This window comes from Natrinema sp. CBA1119, from assembly GCF_002572525.1.
Lineage (GTDB): Archaea > Halobacteriota > Halobacteria > Halobacteriales > Natrialbaceae > Natrinema.
This window is the reverse complement of the sequence record NZ_PDBS01000002.1, coordinates 63,266-77,609: the sequence shown is the minus strand read 5'-3', so window position 1 is coordinate 77,609 and position 14,344 is coordinate 63,266. Positions and strand designations below refer to the sequence as shown.

Below are 14,344 nucleotides of genomic sequence, written 5' to 3'. Positions count from 1 at the left end.
CTATTGTGCCATTCGTTCACGTAGGATGATGAAAAGCGTGGTGGGCGGGACGCCGACCGGGCGCCTCGCTCTATCGACCGGACCGGACGAGTCGAAGGCCCGCTTTCGCCGTCGTCCAGGCCGGGTACACGGTGTTGTAGACGCTGTTCGGCGCGTTTCGCGCGCCGGCCCAGAGGAGACGGTGGACCAGCGGCGAGCCAGACGACGATATCAGATCGGCCAGATCCGCGGTTTCGAGCCACTCGAAGAAGGTTCGCTCGGCCGGCGTCGCGAGTTCGGTCTCGCTCGCGCGCTCGCGGATGTCGGCCCACATGTGGCGCTCGTCCTGTCCGAGTACCCAGTCGCCGCGCTCGAGAGAGCGACAGAGGTCGCGGTAGTCCGCGTCCGAGAACAGATAGCTGTGGTTCGACGGCTCGAGGCCGGACAGGCGAAGGCTGACCGCCGTCCGATAACACTTCTCACATTCACCGCAGTTACCGTCCATGCAGTCGTTACAGGTCTGAAGCTGCAGTTCGGGATCCTCGTCGCGGACGTAGTCGGCGATGACGTCGAGGCATTCCTGCCGGGTGAGTTCGTAGGCGTCGTGGTGGCACCGCGTCCCGGCCCACCGGACGCGCTCGCGGAGGGCGTCCCACTTCCCGTCGTCGGCGGCGTCCGGGGTGATCGTCCAGCCGCGAACGCTGATCAGCGTCGGCGACTCCTCGCGGTGACGGACGTACGAGCACGTCGAGTCGACGCCGCCGGTGAACAGCAGGCCGCTCTCGCCGGTCGCGTCCGGTTCCGGTTCGATCGTTCGACGGGCGTAGAGCGTCCCGCCCTCGAGGAAGTCGTGCATGTCACACAGCGATTCCTTCACGTCCTCGAGCGCGCGGGCGAACGTCGCGTCGACCTCGTCGACGTAGACGTCGGCTCCGTTGGCCCACGCGACCGGACAGACCTGCGCGAGGACGGGGATCGCGAGCACGCCCTCCGGAACGTCCCCGATCGGAACGTCGTAGCTGGTCCGAAACGATTCGTCGGTGAAGAACCGCTCGAGGTCGGCCGAGCTCCGGACCGAGCACTCGAGGGTCGCCTCGTGAGTCGAGATCTCGTCGATGATGATGGATGACATAGTGAGGGCGAGTTCGGGTGTCGTCTCGACCGATCACGACCGCCTACAAAAACCGGCGTAATCGTTGATCGATCGCGTCTCGAGAGATCAATCCGTAGCTGACCGTTCGGATTCGATAGGGATAGCATACTTCGGACGTGGGCCTCACAACGGCTGTTTTCGAGGGTAGGAAGCCTATAACAAACCCCGGCAGTGCCGACCACTGGCCCAACACATGCGTATCGAGACTGGTCCGGCCGAACTCGGTGAGTGGACATGAGACGATCAACGCTCAACGTGACGGTCGCGATTGGCTTTCTCGCAGTCGCGATGGGGATCCTCGTGGCGAGGGCGAATCCCGCGACCGCCTACGAGCCGTCGGTCTACGCAGGAGCGCCGACGATCACCTGGTTCGGGTTCGCACTCGCGCTCGCGATCGCGGTCGGAGCGACCTTGTCCTGTCGCGGCCGTCAACAGGGACTCGGAATCGGTCTTGGGGGACTGACGGTCACGGCCATCGTGAGCCTCCCGATACTCAGGAACTATCGGTTCGCCGGAATGGGCGACGCACTCACGCACCTCGGGTGGACGCGCGACATCGTTACCGGCGGAACTGCGCCGCACGAACTCTTCTATCCGGGACTCCACTCTATCGCGACGGTCCTGCACTTCGCGGGCGGTGTCTCGATCGAACGCGGACTCCTGATCGGGATGGTCATCCTCTTCGTCCCCTTCGTCGTCTTCGTCCCGCTCGTCGTCCGCGATATGACCGGCGACGAGCTGGCGGTCGGCCTCGCCGCGATCGTCTCCTGGATGGTGCTGCCGATCAACAACATCGCGACGCACATGGGCGTCCACACCAACTCGAACGCGCTGTTCCTCGTTCCGCCCGTGCTCTTCGCGATCGTCGCCTATCTCCGCCGGCGCTCGACGCTCGAGCGGCTCCCGCTCGGCGTGTCGCCGTTCAGCGTCCTCGTCTTTCTCACCGGCCTCGCGCTCTTGCTGGTCCATCCCCAGCAGATGTTCAACGTCGTCGTTCTCATCGGCGCGATCAGCGGCGTCCAGTACCTCGCCCGCCGGCGCTACGACGACCACCCGATGCTCGAGCATCCGACGACCCACGTTCACACACTCTCCCTCGGGGCCCTCTTCGGGCTCTGGGCGCTCGGCAACGAGCGGTTCAGGCAGGCCGTCGGCGGCCTCGTCACCGGTCTGCTCGCACAAGATATCGGCGGCGGCACCGAGGTCGATCAACGGGGGACGTCGCTGACCGAGATCGGCGGCAGCCTCACCGAGTTGTTCGTGAAGATGTTCCTCGACGCGGCGATTATCGGCCTCATCGTCGGCTGTTTCATCCTGGTCGTCTGGCTCGGCCGGACGAGCCTCGACGGGGAGACCAAGTCCCTCGTTAACTACTTCGCGTTCGCGCTGTTCCCGCTCTCCGCGATGTTTCTCATCTACTTCCTCGGGACGCCGACGATGGCGTTCCGGCAGATGGGGTTCATCTACGTTCTCCTGACGATCCTAGCCGGTATCGCCCTCGCAGGGCTCGTCGGCGGCCTCTCGAGCGTGATTACGAGACCGGGCGCGAACGCGGTCACGGCGCTGGTACTTGGGGCGTGTCTCGTTCTCGGACTCATGACGGTGTTCACGTCGCCGCTGATCTACAACCCGGGCCAGCACGTGACCCCCGAAATGATGAGCGGCTACGAAGATGGCTTCAATCACGGGGCTGATGACGTCCCCTACGCGGGGATGGGGTACGATCCCTATCGATACGAGCAGGGCATCAACGGGGTTGCAGGCGGCGGCGACACGGTCGGTGGTGCGTCGGCCGCAACCGGCTCCGTCAACGCCACCGTGTTTTCGGAGGGGAACTACAGCGGGGCCTACCCCACCGACGAGTACTACTTCGTCGTCACCGACTGGGACAAGTCGAGGGAGCTCGACGTCTACCGGGAACTCAATTATGATAGGAGGGCGCTTGAGGGACTCGAAACCGAGCCGGGCGCGAACAAGGTCATCTCGAACGACGACTTCCAGATGTACGCGATCGACAGCGCACCGTAAAGGAGGAGAGATGGAAACGCCGACCGGGATCCGACTCGAGGCCCGTCTCTAAAGGGAACAGCGAGAGGTCCACGGGTCACCTGACCCGTGGGTGAATCGCGTACGCTCACCTACTGTTTCATCTCCTCAATGTACCGCCAAACTACATCTTCGGAAACTGCACCCGTTGTCCCGCGTAGTACCCATCCTTCCACAAACCGCTTCCCCAGAAGTACCGCTGTTTGATTTCTGGATGACGCTTGAGAATCGGTCGTCCTGAGGTGCCTGTCTAAGAATTCGCACTACCAGTCATCCGATATCGATCGAAGACACCGCTACACGATTCGCCAGACCGGCCGTTAGTGTCGACAAAATGAGAATCTGGCCCAGTTATCCGGCGATCGTGTCCGCCACAGTTTCAGCAGGTTGTGCGTCGCCGAAAACAACGACCACTCCGCTTGTGCCCCCGTCTCCCCGCGTAACAGGAATCGGTCGCAGCCGCGGGTAACGTGCTGATCGAACACTGCTTCTACGCTTTGACTACGCTTGCGGTAGATGCTTCTGCCTCGTTTCGTCCGGAGTTTCCGCTCCATGCGTTCTTTCAGCCCGTACTACTTGGGGATCCGTCCTCGTGGCGGATCTGCCTCCCGAAGTTCTTTCCGTCGCTTCCAGTCTTTGGTCGTGGCGATAAACAGTTCCATTGCTAACTGCGCATTCTCTTTGCTCCAATACCCAGCGTCGGCAAGCGCCTTCTCCGGGCGCTTGCCGTTCACTTCTTCCCAGTTCTCCAGCATCGGCTTGAGTTGCTGTACGTCGTTTGCGTCAGTAGTGATCTCCTGAGCGACGTGACCTGCGTGTCGCAGTTTACCATTGTTTGGCCGTTATACCCCTGTTTCCTCCCGTTTCTGGTTTTGAGCATTTGACTCGCTGGGTCTGTCGTGTTTGCCTTCGTGTCCTCCGGAGGTGTGGGCTTCCGGCCACGCTTCTTCTGGCCCATTTCTTCCTTTTCCTGTTTTCTTTGGCAGATTTTCTCGGCTTGCTCCTCCTTGAGTTGCTGTTCCTTCGCATTGAGTCGGTCCCTGGCTTCCCTCAATCGGTTCAGTCGGCCTCTCGCTCCCGGAGGAACTCCGGGAGCTCGTCCCCGCGCTGTTCGGGACCATATTCGTCATCTTCGACTTCGTTGACCTCAGCAGACTCCTCAAGGATGTCGTGGATTTCCTCGGTGATCTACTCATGAGTCCGGTTTTGGTCGAGGGCAGCGTCGCCCTGGCCGCGACGGCTATCCAGGGCGACTTCGGCCATTTTGACCATGCCAGCGACAGAGACGAAGGATTTCGACGAAAAGGTGCTCGAACTCCTCGCGGTGGTTCTTGCGGAAGAGGCTGATTGTACGGAAGTCAGGGTGTTGATTCGCGGCAAGGTAACGGAAAGCGACGTCACGTTCAAGGAGACGGACGATTTTCGGGAGCTGCGGATCCCGATACAGTACCCAAAAACGTGGATCTTCAGCATCATCACGGGATGAAAGGACGGTCGCCCACAGCCGTCCTCCCGATCTTCCGGATAGAAGGAGTCGAGCCGGCCCTCGTTGTCGAGATAATTGATGACGCCGGAAACGTAGCGTTCGAGGCTATCTTCTTCAACCCACTCCGCGACGTTCTTCGGCAAGAGGTGTTGCTGATCTTGGTCGTATCGGATGATGTTGGACGTCACGGGTGGATTCTCACACTATCCAGGAGTTTCTGCTAGATAAAATCTACGCCATGTGAACTCAGAACTCGCAGAATCCAATTACCCTGTCAGTGTTTCTTGGACAGGCTCATATGGGAAACAGAATTTGACAGAGCCAAAAGGATGTATACCAATTTATACTGCGTTTCGACACTCGAACCAAAACCCCCATTTGAGAACGAGCACAAGAGTGACTTGATGACACGAAACGAGCGGCTATCCCGACGGAGGATGCTCAAGTTGGCTGGTGTTGCGACATCGACGGCGATTGTCGCCGGTTGCAGTGGTGGTAACGGTGGCGGTAATGGCGGTGGTAATGGCGGTGGTAGCAGCGACGGTTACGAAATTGAACCTGGAACACAACTTGATTTCAGCGGTCAAACGGGTCACTGGGAAGGCCTTGCCCCATCCTCAATCGAGGGCGAGCAGAACCCGACGCTTATCCTTCAGGAGGGTGAGGATTATACGATCGGCTGGTCGGAAGGCGATGGTGCAGCCCACAATATGCAGATTCGGAACAGTAACGACGAAGTCATCGATGACCTCACGACGGGCGAACCGGTCTCAGACCCTGGTGACGGACTGTTTTTTGATTTTACGGCCAGTAGCGAGATGGCCAGATACCGCTGTGAGCCCCATCCGAATATGGAGGGCGACTTGCAAATCCAAGGTGGCGGCAGCGGTGGCAACGAAACTGGCGGTAACGGGACCAGTGAATAACCGGTTGGCCGTGCTCCAGTAGTAAAAATCTACGAATTCCCCTGCTATAACCACTGGTCCTGACCGTCTGTAACCCAGACGGAAGCGAGTAGAACCTGACAACCCATAGCCCGATCCTTACAGCCATGTAAACTAATGTAGAACTTTTGCCCATTGTTAGGAGTCTCTATTGACCGCTTCTCATCGACTGTTTGTATTCTACGGCGGTAAGATCAACACGGGCGTTGAGAGCCAGTACTTGTCTAATTTCTGGACCAAATCGCTACTATTCCCCGTCAATCGGTCGGTAGATAAGGTATCCAGCACACTATTATCCTCTGCGTCACTGACCATCACCTACTATCTTTCTTCGAGAGGAGAATCCCGTCATTTACAGTAGTTACCGATTCGACGCGACGGCCGAGCGAAGTCGTAGTTGATGAAGCAATTTAGATTGTGAAACTGCGATGCTCTAGGCGATACAGAGATGGAAGGAGCGAAGAAACGCCGCTGCTGGCGGCGTTTCTGAGCGTTTCCACTCAGTTATGGCGTGCTGACCGATAAGCTCGGTCGGGTCAATCAACCGCTATCCGTAGTCAGTCACAACGACGAATTCTTGGAAGAGACGCGTCGAGATCGGCGGTTTCTCTGGTACAGCACCAGCTGAGACGAGCACCCACAGATTGTACATCGCAACCGCGAACAGAAGTAGAACAACCGCACCGAGAACGTCGGCGACGACGTTCTCGGGAGAAAATCACCGATCTGCCGATAGGAGGTTTCAATTCCCGCGGCGACGGAACGCCGCCGCGTACGCTCTCGCCGACTCTGTCTTGAGCTCAAGATTCGTCACGATCCAGACGTGCTCGTCTTCGGTTGATCGATGTGGAACGGCAAACACAGTTACTGGAACTGAAGCAGTTGGTTTACGCTTTCGTTGCATGAGATACTCATCGACGACCGTCTCAGCGCCGGCGCTGAGACGGTCTTTCATTCCTTTACTCGGGCGTGCACGGACGATGTAGTCGACGTCAAGCTGTTCGAGTTCCGTAACGACGTGAACCTGATAGAAATCCCTATCGAGGTAGACGTGTCTGATCGAGACGTACTTTCGTGCCGTTTCGAGCAGCAAGCGAACGGCTTCGCGCTTGGCGCGAAAGCCGTTCGCCTCCAATGCCAGTACATCAAGTGTAAACCGCGTTCCTGGTACAACGATACAGATTGTCGCAAAACAGTACGTTCGAGTTGTTCCCTGATCGGGATAGGTGATCAGAACGTGGTCAGTGTCTGCATCACCGTAAAACCGCCATTGATGGAGGTCTATCGCAACATCGACACAGTCCGGCAATAGCCGTTGTTTCCTGAGAATCTCGAAGAAATCAGCGCGGACGCCATCGAACTGGTCGTCGATGGCGTCCGCCTCCAAGTTCCGGAGATGGTAGAGAAGTGATTTTGCGAGTCCATTGCGCCGTCGACGTGACGTCGACGGGCTCGCCGTTGCTGAGTTGGCACGTTTTTCCAGCTGTATTGGCGAACTCTTGTTCGAAGGCGACACAAGAGAGGAGCTTCTCGAAGCTCTCTCTTGTGTAGCTCCCACACGGTTTGATGCCAAAGTCGAGCGCCGGATAAACGACGGTTGAGGCGGCGCGACAGACCTGTTTTGCTTCATCAATCTCGACCATAGCGACCCTACCAGCAACGGCGCAAATTAGATTCGGCGTCTACTGTTTAGGGCGGGCGTTCGCTGTTGTCAGTCCGGACAGCTATACAATTCATCGATCATGTCGATTTCGTGTCGGTTCCTATAGTAGTCACTGAAGTCAATATATACCTGATCGCGCGACGGCGTTGTGATCAGTGTGTAATTCGTTTCAGTGGCTACTCTAGACTCCGACTGTACCTCATATCGACCGCCCTTCTCGTGCAGGGAGACCGACATCTCCCCAGTGACGGCTCGTTTCGTTCGCGGTTCGAGATCGTCACGCTGGGTTGAGTACTCCGAGACGACCATGCGGTCGCGGACATCACCCGTCTGTCCCCCATCGAGTGCGACGCTGTCACGATCCTGAAGCCGTTCCAGCAGGAGGTCCTCGACAGAATGACCCCCCGGCCAGAGGTAGTGGACTTCGCGACGGTTACGATGATCGTAGGAGCCGCAGACGGCAGCGTTGCCCGACTAGACACGCCATGCATCGAGGGCTGTCATCACGTCGACGATGATCTGCGGGGCGACCTCGTACTCGTCGGGGTAGAAGATCCGGAAGCGGGTACACTCGTCTTGCAGCGGGACAGTGTCCCCCCACTCGGCGTCACGGCTCCAACTGTCGAACATCGCCTCGTCGCTACCGTATCCGACGGTCACACCGTCGATTTGTGAGGCAGCTGCAAGTAGTTCGTCTGTCTCTCCTTTGAGTATCCGGAGGACAGCATACGAAGATACTCGTGGGCTTGTTTGTCCGGCAACCGGGCGACTTGGTCGTGGTGCTCACGACCTGTCGTACCTTCTCGAGAATCGCCGTGAGATATCGGTCAGTCATAATTCGATGGAGACCGAAATGCGCCTCCGCCCCTCGGCGGGCGCTGATAGACTTAACTAACGAATGACGCTCCTGGGTCCGGCCGTTAGTTAATATGCGCGAACCTGACTCTTCTTCGAGCACGTCTATGATCTATTCTGCCGTGTGACTGATCCTGTCGAGCCGATTGTGAACGGCCTCAGGATCGTTTGACTCCCACGCCGCGAGGTAGAACGCCAAGCCGCTCGTAGCAAGCCCGAAGTGCTGGCCGACGATGTACGCGACGGCTTCTGCCTCCACCTCACGCTTTGACCGCTCTGTGTCGTCGACGAAGTGGAGCAGGGCGTGGGCGTACTCGTGGATGAGTGTTCGCGCAAGAGTCGGCTTCATTTACTCGTCCTCGAATCTCGACGAGGGCTGGATGTCGATGAGGCTGATTGCTTACAGATACTTTTCGCGTCGCCGTGTGATCACTCTGCTTCGGGGACGGTGCGAACCGTCACCCCGGGGTCGTCTGCGGCGCCAGTCAGCTAGGCTACGAGATCGCCGGCATCACCGGTCGCTTCCGTGTCGAGTTGTGGAAGCGGCTCACCGTCAGTTTCTGGGATATCGAATACAGGTACGGTCTTGAATCCGACAAGGCCTCCTACGAGTTCGTAGCGAAAGCTGTTCGCGGGGTCCCATTATTGATCAGGCAAGAGGTCAGTGTGGACCAGCGCGCGATACCGGGTATCGGTTCCCTCCTCGAGACGTTTGAGCAGCGCCGCCGCCTTCGAGAAGGTCTCTGGAAGTTTGAACGGGTCGTCGACATCTTCGTCACGTTGCTTGCAGAACTTGACGAACGCCAGCAGGTTCTCGTAGGCACCCACGCGGGCGTAGACGACGCCGATGTCTTGGTCGACTGCGTCCTGCCAGGTATCGATTATGGGCTCGACTGCCTGCCGGGGACTGGATAGTTGCTCGGCCAGCTCCTCGGTGTCAATCTCCCCCTCGCCGACCATCCCATCGAAGACCGACTGGAGGTCGTCGCTGGTGTCCGCAAGCGGCGATGCGTCCGCTTCGGCCTCGACAAGTTCGGCGAACGTCTCGACTTCGTCGCGCCGGACTGCGACGGGATAGACGAAGCCATGTGTCTCTTTCGGGAGCGTGTACGATTGCTCTTTGATACCCTGTTCGCCGGGTTCAGTCTTGCCCAGCATTTGCTCGAGAACTCCCATATCAAAAATAGGTGTCGTGAGGCGAATAAGTGTTCCGTAGTCGACTTGACTCCGTTCTGTCTATAATTTATTGTTGTGATATACTATCATTCCTCCCTGAACGTCCCGGACGCACTAGCCCTTCCATATGAACTCCTGTCAGTAATTTTCGGTGCAACTGCAGGATATAGACTGATGAATCGTTACTGCAGGCCGTTGAGTTAGCGGCAGCACGAACTTATGCTATGGCGAAAGTCCGGCAGCGAAACGGCCATCGGTCGTGAACAGCCCGGACCGTGGAGGAGATAGGAGGTGGCGGTGACTGCGTTCACACCAGTAAAAAAGGGCTCCACCCTGGCTATTCCTACCAACGGCCGCGCTCGGGGAAGTGGACCGTCGTCCACCCGGTCACGGCCAGTGAGACACGTCATTCATGCCAGTTCTGAGTAGCCTTGTAAATGCGCACTTGCTCGCCTTCTTCGATCACGGCGCGTCTGATGACTTCCACGATTGTCACGCGCGTCTGGCCACTGTCGTCCGCAATGAGCCTGACCTGTGCAATGCTCGAATGTGAGGGTTCTCACAGGGTTTTGACACACTCTTCGATGCTCACTTCCTTTCGGGAAACTTCCTTGAGTTCTGTGATGAGAACTACCTATTCGAGGGCCGTCTGCAGCTCCTCAAACACGTTGACGACCGTACTCGTCAAATCTTGGCCACTGACGACGGCCTCACTCAAACGCTAGCTGATCGCCGCTCGAGGATGGCACCGGCCATCTGTTCGCCAACGCCATGCACGCCCTCAAGCTGATCTCGACCACTCGCCCGCAGCTCATCAAGCGAATCGAACTTGCGAGTGATCGCCTTGCCTGTCGCCGGCCTGACGCCGTTGATGTCCTCGACGATAGTCTAGATTCGCTCGTTGTGGTCGTCAATGTAGAACGCGAGCTGGCGTTCGAACTCTACATGGTCGATCTCGCCGGCAGCGTACTACTCGCGAAGGTCGGCGACGGGATCAGGGTCGGAGTCGTCCTGTAGCTGCTCACGGACAACTGACACAGCTAGACTGGTTATTAATGCAGCGCCGCTGCTGACCATGACGCTGTAGAGAAGCCACGGTTTTCAGAAACTCCGACAGAGGCTGGAGTTAGGGTTCCCTCTGTTGATGATGTTCATGAGAGAGGCCGAGATTAGGTAACAGTGTGGCCATTAGATACACAGTAGGCCGATCTCGGCTACGGCGAGGAATGTCACAGAGTACAATTCTATTATACTATAGACAGCAGTGGTATAACTCTATAAAAAGCGACAATTCCTCCTTCCCCGGAATCGGGTTTATTCTTTATGTGATCAGAGCGTGGAGATGGGCTATGGAACGGCGATCCCTTCTTCAGATAGTGGGCACTGCCGCTACTGGCGGTGTAACTATCCTTGCAGGATGCAGTAGATCTAGTAATAAGAATGGGGATACTGGCTCTACGACGGACATCCAAGAGTCTAACAGTAACTCTGGCGGGTCTGACAGAGCTTCAAATACAGTCCAAATGGTTACGGAAGGTGACAACCACTACTTCGATCCCATTGGCTTATTCGTGGGATCGGGAGACACTGTCGCCTTCAAGCTTCAAAGTGGAGCTCACTCGGCGACAGCATATAAGGGGGGGAATAAATTAGTTTCAGAGACGCGTTTCCCTGAAGATGCCAAGGCATTCACTAGTAAAACGCTAACCAAGCAGGGGGCGACCTACACACATACCTTTCAGGAACCTGGTACGTATGATTACTTCTGCATCCCCCACAAATCACAGGGTATGGTTGGTCGAATAGTCGTTGGAGAACCTGGAGGTCCAGCCGAAGGAAGTATGCCGCCGGACGGTGATGTTCCGGAAAGTCAGATAATAACCAATCAGAACTCTGTATCGTATAGTCATTTCAATAGATAATTTATATAAGAGAACTAATTAAGATACAACTAACCAATATTTTGATTGGTCATCACCCGTAAGTCAAAATATATAGTAAAATAATATAATGGACATTGTCTAGTTCTGCACCTCCTCGACCGGCGTCTTTCCATCGAGAGCTTGGTGCGGTCCCTGACAGTTGTAGTAGTGCATAAACTGTTCAAGCCACTCGCGGACGCTCGCCCGACTGCCAACCCACGAGTTATGGAAGCGGTCGATCCGCATTTTGAGGGTACGAAACCACTTTTCGATCTGTCCTGTTTCGACTTGATAAGACTACTGAGCTATCGACGACACGAGAGGCTGTGATTCATCAGAGCACGAAGCGGTCAATGCTGAAGGAACCTGCTGCAGATGTACTCAACCAGCCGTAATTCTCTAGATTCAGTTTCAATTATGCGTGACTCTCCCCCTCTGGAGAGTGCCGCCGCTCCTGCGGCGGCGCTCTCATGGAGTCTTGAGTGAGTCACCCGTACACGGGAAGCGACTGATTCCAGTGTGTACGGATGAGACGGATCGCTTCCGGCACGCCACCCCGAAGGGGGTGGCAGTGCCGGAACCATTCGATCAGGATGTAACCAATCAATGTACAGAACAACTCGAACAACACGCCGTTCACCGATTGTGAATGGAAATTCTCGATGTTCGTATACTGCTTCAACTCCCGGAACAGAATCTCGATCAATGTCCGAAGCGTGTAGATATTCATCACATCTATGGGATCGTAATTTGCAGAAGATAGCGTTGTTAGATACGCTATCTCCTCTCCGTCCACGTCCTCAAACAGGATCCGTCGAAACGTTTCGCCGGTCTCGGCGAGTTCAATCAGCTCGTCACGTACGTGGCGCGTTCCTGCTTCGTCAGTGATGTCGATGTCCTGGAGCGAATCCAGGATATCGACCCGAGAATCTGATTGCAACAAACACACGAAGTCCTTTTCCCGCTCTTTCAACGCACAGAAGCGGTTATAATCGAGATAGCCCCGATCGAACACGTGAATTGGCGAGTCGAGGTCTGCGAAGACCTCGACGTCGTCTTGGAGATGATCGAACTGGGTTGGTTCACGTGTCTCACCCGCTGTGACGGACACGCCAAGCAACCTCTTGGCGTGTCCGTCCACACGTGCAGCGAGATTGAATTTGAGGCCCCAATTGCTTGGTTTAATCTCGTCAATGACCTCGTTATTATCAAGCTTACTCGGAATAGTAACTGATCTAGTGAGAGCTAGATTTGTTCCATCGATAGCGACGACTGCTCGATCGAGCCATTCCAACCGCTTGCGCTGGACATTACGCTGGTGATACAGCTGCGGTGAATGGAGTAGCCCAAAGAGGACACGAACGACCGCGCGATAGTCGCGGTCGTTCGTATGCCGGGAGAACGTCGAAGCAGCCATTTCTTCGAGTTGCTTATGCGTGGCCGTCTTCTCGGCCAGTTCAGCGAGTGAATCAGACGGGTGAATCCCTTCGAAGACACCGATCTTGAGATGATTCTCAAAGTCGTGCTTGGCAGTGTACCTGCCGATCTCGAATTGGTCGGCGATGAACTCGCTGTCGACTTCGTCGAGCAGCGAGTAAAATTCGCTCGCGGTCGTTGGTGACTGACTGTACTCCTCGGATAGGGTCTGACGCGAAGAACGCTGTGTCCGAGAATGAACTGCTTCTGTCATCGTCTCTCTCAATCTAACGGGCTAAGATCGAATTTAAGTACTCGAAACGGCACAGTTTTCGATCAGGTTTCGGTCGGTATAGTCAATCTGACTGCTCAGTCCTAATCGGGAGAGGGCAGTCCGGTAGCCGAACTGATCGACGAGAAACTCAGCCTCTGAGAGATCGTGTTTCTCGGTGATATGCAGAAACGCAGCCGCTGGATCAGTGCCGTGCCGACCAAACAGCGCGACATCGAGAATCAACTTTGTTTCGATGTCTATTGCAGCATATAACCAAGACCGTTCGCCGTTGATTTTGACAGCGGTCTCGTCAACCGCGACCCTTGACGGCTTCGCCGTCGGCGGGTCGCAACCGCTGTCAGCTAACCGATGTACCCAATTCCAGACCGCTCCATGTGAGCGTTCAATGCCTAATTCAGCGAGAATTGTTGTCTCCCGAAGAGAACAACCGGTCTGATGGAGGCGGACGGCGAACGCCCTGACGGGCGTCGCCGTCCGCTCATTCTCCCAAGATTCTTCTAAATCCGCCGCATAGCTCTCGCTGAGCAGGTCTGCGAGTGTCATTCCAAACCAACTCTACGACCTGCTCACTTCTCAAACCGCGCTAACTAGACGGTGCCAGATAATGATATAGTTATTTTCACTTACAGGTATCAACCATATTTATAATTATTCATACATTTCCAGTTGTAGCTAAATACGCAATGGCGAACTGAATGGCATTGTATGTGCCATGAATAAGTGATGGTACGATAATATTCTCCGTATATTCATACGTTGCCCCAAGTACGAGGGCGAGTACAAAAGTAATACCAATATACACGAACTTCCCATTTCCCGTGAGGGAGAAAAGATGGAGTGAGGCGAACAAGGCACTGGCGAGAACGATCGCTCGGGCTGGTGTAAATGATTCTCGGAGTACACCTTGGACAAGCCCTCTAAACAGCAACTCTTCACCAGGCCCAACCAATAGAAACGAGAGGAGGATGAGGAGAAGAAAAGTCGCCGGACTCTGCTGGCCGATCTCGACGACCTTATTTTGGGCTGACTCTAGCCCAAGATACGAAATAGCCGATGACATTACAAAAAGAAGTCCGAGAATGACTACCGTTCCAATAACGGTAATAACAAGGTCCCGTTTACTCGGTATAGAGAACGGAACAAATTCGAAATCGAGATTACGAACTTTGAGATAGATGATCGCAATACCACCATAGGTCACTCCCTGGAGCAGAACTGTACTGAGTAATACGTGGAGTGATGGTTGTGCCGTGAGGTTTAGACCGATGGCCCCCAAGATAAGTGCCGCAATGATAAGGACTATATTTCCAATAATATACGATCCATAGGTGAGACCGATAGCTGTAGAGGTCGATTGGATACGTGAATCGTTCATCCCGTTGCGTGTATCTTGGGGAGGACATTATAAA

11 protein-coding genes and 6 pseudogenes are annotated in these 14,344 nt (G+C 55.8%); 3 read left to right on the top strand and 14 right to left on the bottom strand.

Features of this window, described 5'->3' with window-relative positions:
• Positions 1-70 precede the first annotated feature (70 nt).
• Entirely contained in the window at positions 71-1,111 is a 1,041-nt protein-coding gene (locus CP556_RS20465) for a hypothetical protein (RefSeq protein WP_098727546.1), read from the bottom strand.
• Positions 1,112-1,366: 255 nt separating this feature from the next.
• On the opposite strand from CP556_RS20465, the gene CP556_RS20460 reads away from it, so the two are divergent.
• Positions 1,367-3,160: a hypothetical protein gene (locus tag CP556_RS20460; RefSeq protein ID WP_098727545.1), complete on the top strand. Its 1,794-nt coding sequence runs from the start codon at positions 1,367-1,369 to the stop codon at positions 3,158-3,160.
• 110 nt (positions 3,161-3,270) lie between these two features.
• Here CP556_RS20460 and CP556_RS20455 read toward each other — a convergent pair.
• From CP556_RS20455 to CP556_RS27600, 3 genes and pseudogenes are all read right to left on the bottom strand, one after another.
• Positions 3,271-3,404, bottom strand: a pseudogene (locus CP556_RS20455) (transposase); the annotation flags it as partial.
• A 94-nt stretch (positions 3,405-3,498) separates the two neighbouring features.
• Positions 3,499-3,732 carry a transposase gene (locus CP556_RS27340; RefSeq protein ID WP_098727544.1) on the bottom strand — a complete coding sequence of 78 codons (234 nt, stop codon included), beginning with the start codon at positions 3,730-3,732 and terminating at the stop codon, positions 3,499-3,501.
• A gap of 634 nt (positions 3,733-4,366) precedes the next feature.
• Positions 4,367-4,852: a transposase gene (locus CP556_RS27600; protein WP_141551727.1), complete on the bottom strand. Its 486-nt coding sequence runs from the start codon at positions 4,850-4,852 to the stop codon at positions 4,367-4,369.
• A 249-nt stretch (positions 4,853-5,101) separates the two neighbouring features.
• Here CP556_RS27600 and CP556_RS20430 point away from each other — a divergent pair, with 249 nt between their 5' ends.
• Positions 5,102-5,590: a cupredoxin domain-containing protein gene (locus tag CP556_RS20430; RefSeq protein WP_255291554.1), complete on the top strand. Its 489-nt coding sequence runs from the start codon at positions 5,102-5,104 to the stop codon at positions 5,588-5,590.
• A gap of 760 nt (positions 5,591-6,350) precedes the next feature.
• Here CP556_RS20430 and CP556_RS20425 read toward each other — a convergent pair.
• The 6 genes and pseudogenes from CP556_RS20425 to CP556_RS27330 form a co-directional block, all read right to left on the bottom strand.
• The gene (locus CP556_RS20425) at positions 6,351-7,166 is read right to left on the bottom strand and encodes a transposase (protein ID WP_255291534.1); all 816 of its coding nucleotides are present in this window, start codon (positions 7,164-7,166) and stop codon (positions 6,351-6,353) included.
• A gap of 153 nt (positions 7,167-7,319) precedes the next feature.
• Positions 7,320-8,106 (bottom strand): annotated as a pseudogene (locus CP556_RS26915) (hypothetical protein).
• A 132-nt stretch (positions 8,107-8,238) separates the two neighbouring features.
• A pseudogene (locus CP556_RS20410) lies at positions 8,239-8,729 on the bottom strand (DUF955 domain-containing protein); the annotation flags it as partial.
• A gap of 39 nt (positions 8,730-8,768) precedes the next feature.
• Positions 8,769-9,302 carry a hypothetical protein gene (locus CP556_RS20405; protein ID WP_098727538.1) on the bottom strand — a complete coding sequence of 178 codons (534 nt, stop codon included), beginning with the start codon at positions 9,300-9,302 and terminating at the stop codon, positions 8,769-8,771.
• A 343-nt stretch (positions 9,303-9,645) separates the two neighbouring features.
• Positions 9,646-10,023, bottom strand: a pseudogene (locus CP556_RS26910) (single stranded DNA-binding domain-containing protein); the annotation flags it as partial.
• Positions 10,017-10,142 (bottom strand): helix-hairpin-helix domain-containing protein, encoded by a 126-nt coding sequence (locus tag CP556_RS27330; protein ID WP_394340749.1) that lies wholly within the window; start codon positions 10,140-10,142, stop codon positions 10,017-10,019. The gene CP556_RS27330 and the pseudogene CP556_RS26910, both read right to left, overlap by 7 nt.
• Before the next feature lie 386 nt (positions 10,143-10,528).
• Here CP556_RS27330 and CP556_RS27180 point away from each other — a divergent pair, with 386 nt between their 5' ends.
• On the top strand, positions 10,529-11,224 hold the full coding sequence (locus CP556_RS27180; RefSeq protein WP_343124887.1) for a plastocyanin/azurin family copper-binding protein: 696 nt from the start codon (positions 10,529-10,531) through the stop codon (positions 11,222-11,224).
• Between the two features lie 99 nt (positions 11,225-11,323).
• Here CP556_RS27180 and CP556_RS20390 read toward each other — a convergent pair.
• From CP556_RS20390 to CP556_RS20375, 4 genes and pseudogenes are all read right to left on the bottom strand, one after another.
• A pseudogene (locus tag CP556_RS20390) lies at positions 11,324-11,509 on the bottom strand (integrase core domain-containing protein); the annotation flags it as partial.
• 202 nt (positions 11,510-11,711) lie between these two features.
• Positions 11,712-12,914: an IS4 family transposase gene (locus CP556_RS20385; protein ID WP_098727537.1), complete on the bottom strand. Its 1,203-nt coding sequence runs from the start codon at positions 12,912-12,914 to the stop codon at positions 11,712-11,714.
• 57 nt (positions 12,915-12,971) lie between these two features.
• Positions 12,972-13,478: pseudogene (locus CP556_RS20380) on the bottom strand (IS6 family transposase); the annotation flags it as partial.
• 109 nt (positions 13,479-13,587) lie between these two features.
• The gene (locus tag CP556_RS20375) at positions 13,588-14,310 is read right to left on the bottom strand and encodes a CPBP family intramembrane glutamic endopeptidase (protein WP_098727536.1); all 723 of its coding nucleotides are present in this window, start codon (positions 14,308-14,310) and stop codon (positions 13,588-13,590) included.
• Positions 14,311-14,344: the final 34 nt, after the last annotated feature.

Bases quoted from the DNA above. Each gene is read 5' to 3' on its own strand.
- CP556_RS20405 (WP_098727538.1), bottom strand. From the start codon at position 9,302: ATGGGAGTTCTCGAGCAAATGCTGGGCAAGACTGAACCCGGCGAACAG.
- CP556_RS20375 (WP_098727536.1), bottom strand. From the start codon at position 14,310: ATGAACGATTCACGTATCCAATCGACCTCTACAGCTATCGGTCTCACC.
- CP556_RS20385 (WP_098727537.1), bottom strand. From the start codon at position 12,914: ATGACAGAAGCAGTTCATTCTCGGACACAGCGTTCTTCGCGTCAGACC.
- CP556_RS20430 (WP_255291554.1), top strand. From the start codon at position 5,102: ATGCTCAAGTTGGCTGGTGTTGCGACATCGACGGCGATTGTCGCCGGT.
- CP556_RS27340 (WP_098727544.1), bottom strand. From the start codon at position 3,732: ATGGAGCGGAAACTCCGGACGAAACGAGGCAGAAGCATCTACCGCAAG.
- CP556_RS20460 (WP_098727545.1), top strand. From the start codon at position 1,367: ATGAGACGATCAACGCTCAACGTGACGGTCGCGATTGGCTTTCTCGCA.
- CP556_RS27180 (WP_343124887.1), top strand. From the start codon at position 10,529: ATGTCACAGAGTACAATTCTATTATACTATAGACAGCAGTGGTATAAC.
- CP556_RS20465 (WP_098727546.1), bottom strand. From the start codon at position 1,111: ATGTCATCCATCATCATCGACGAGATCTCGACTCACGAGGCGACCCTC.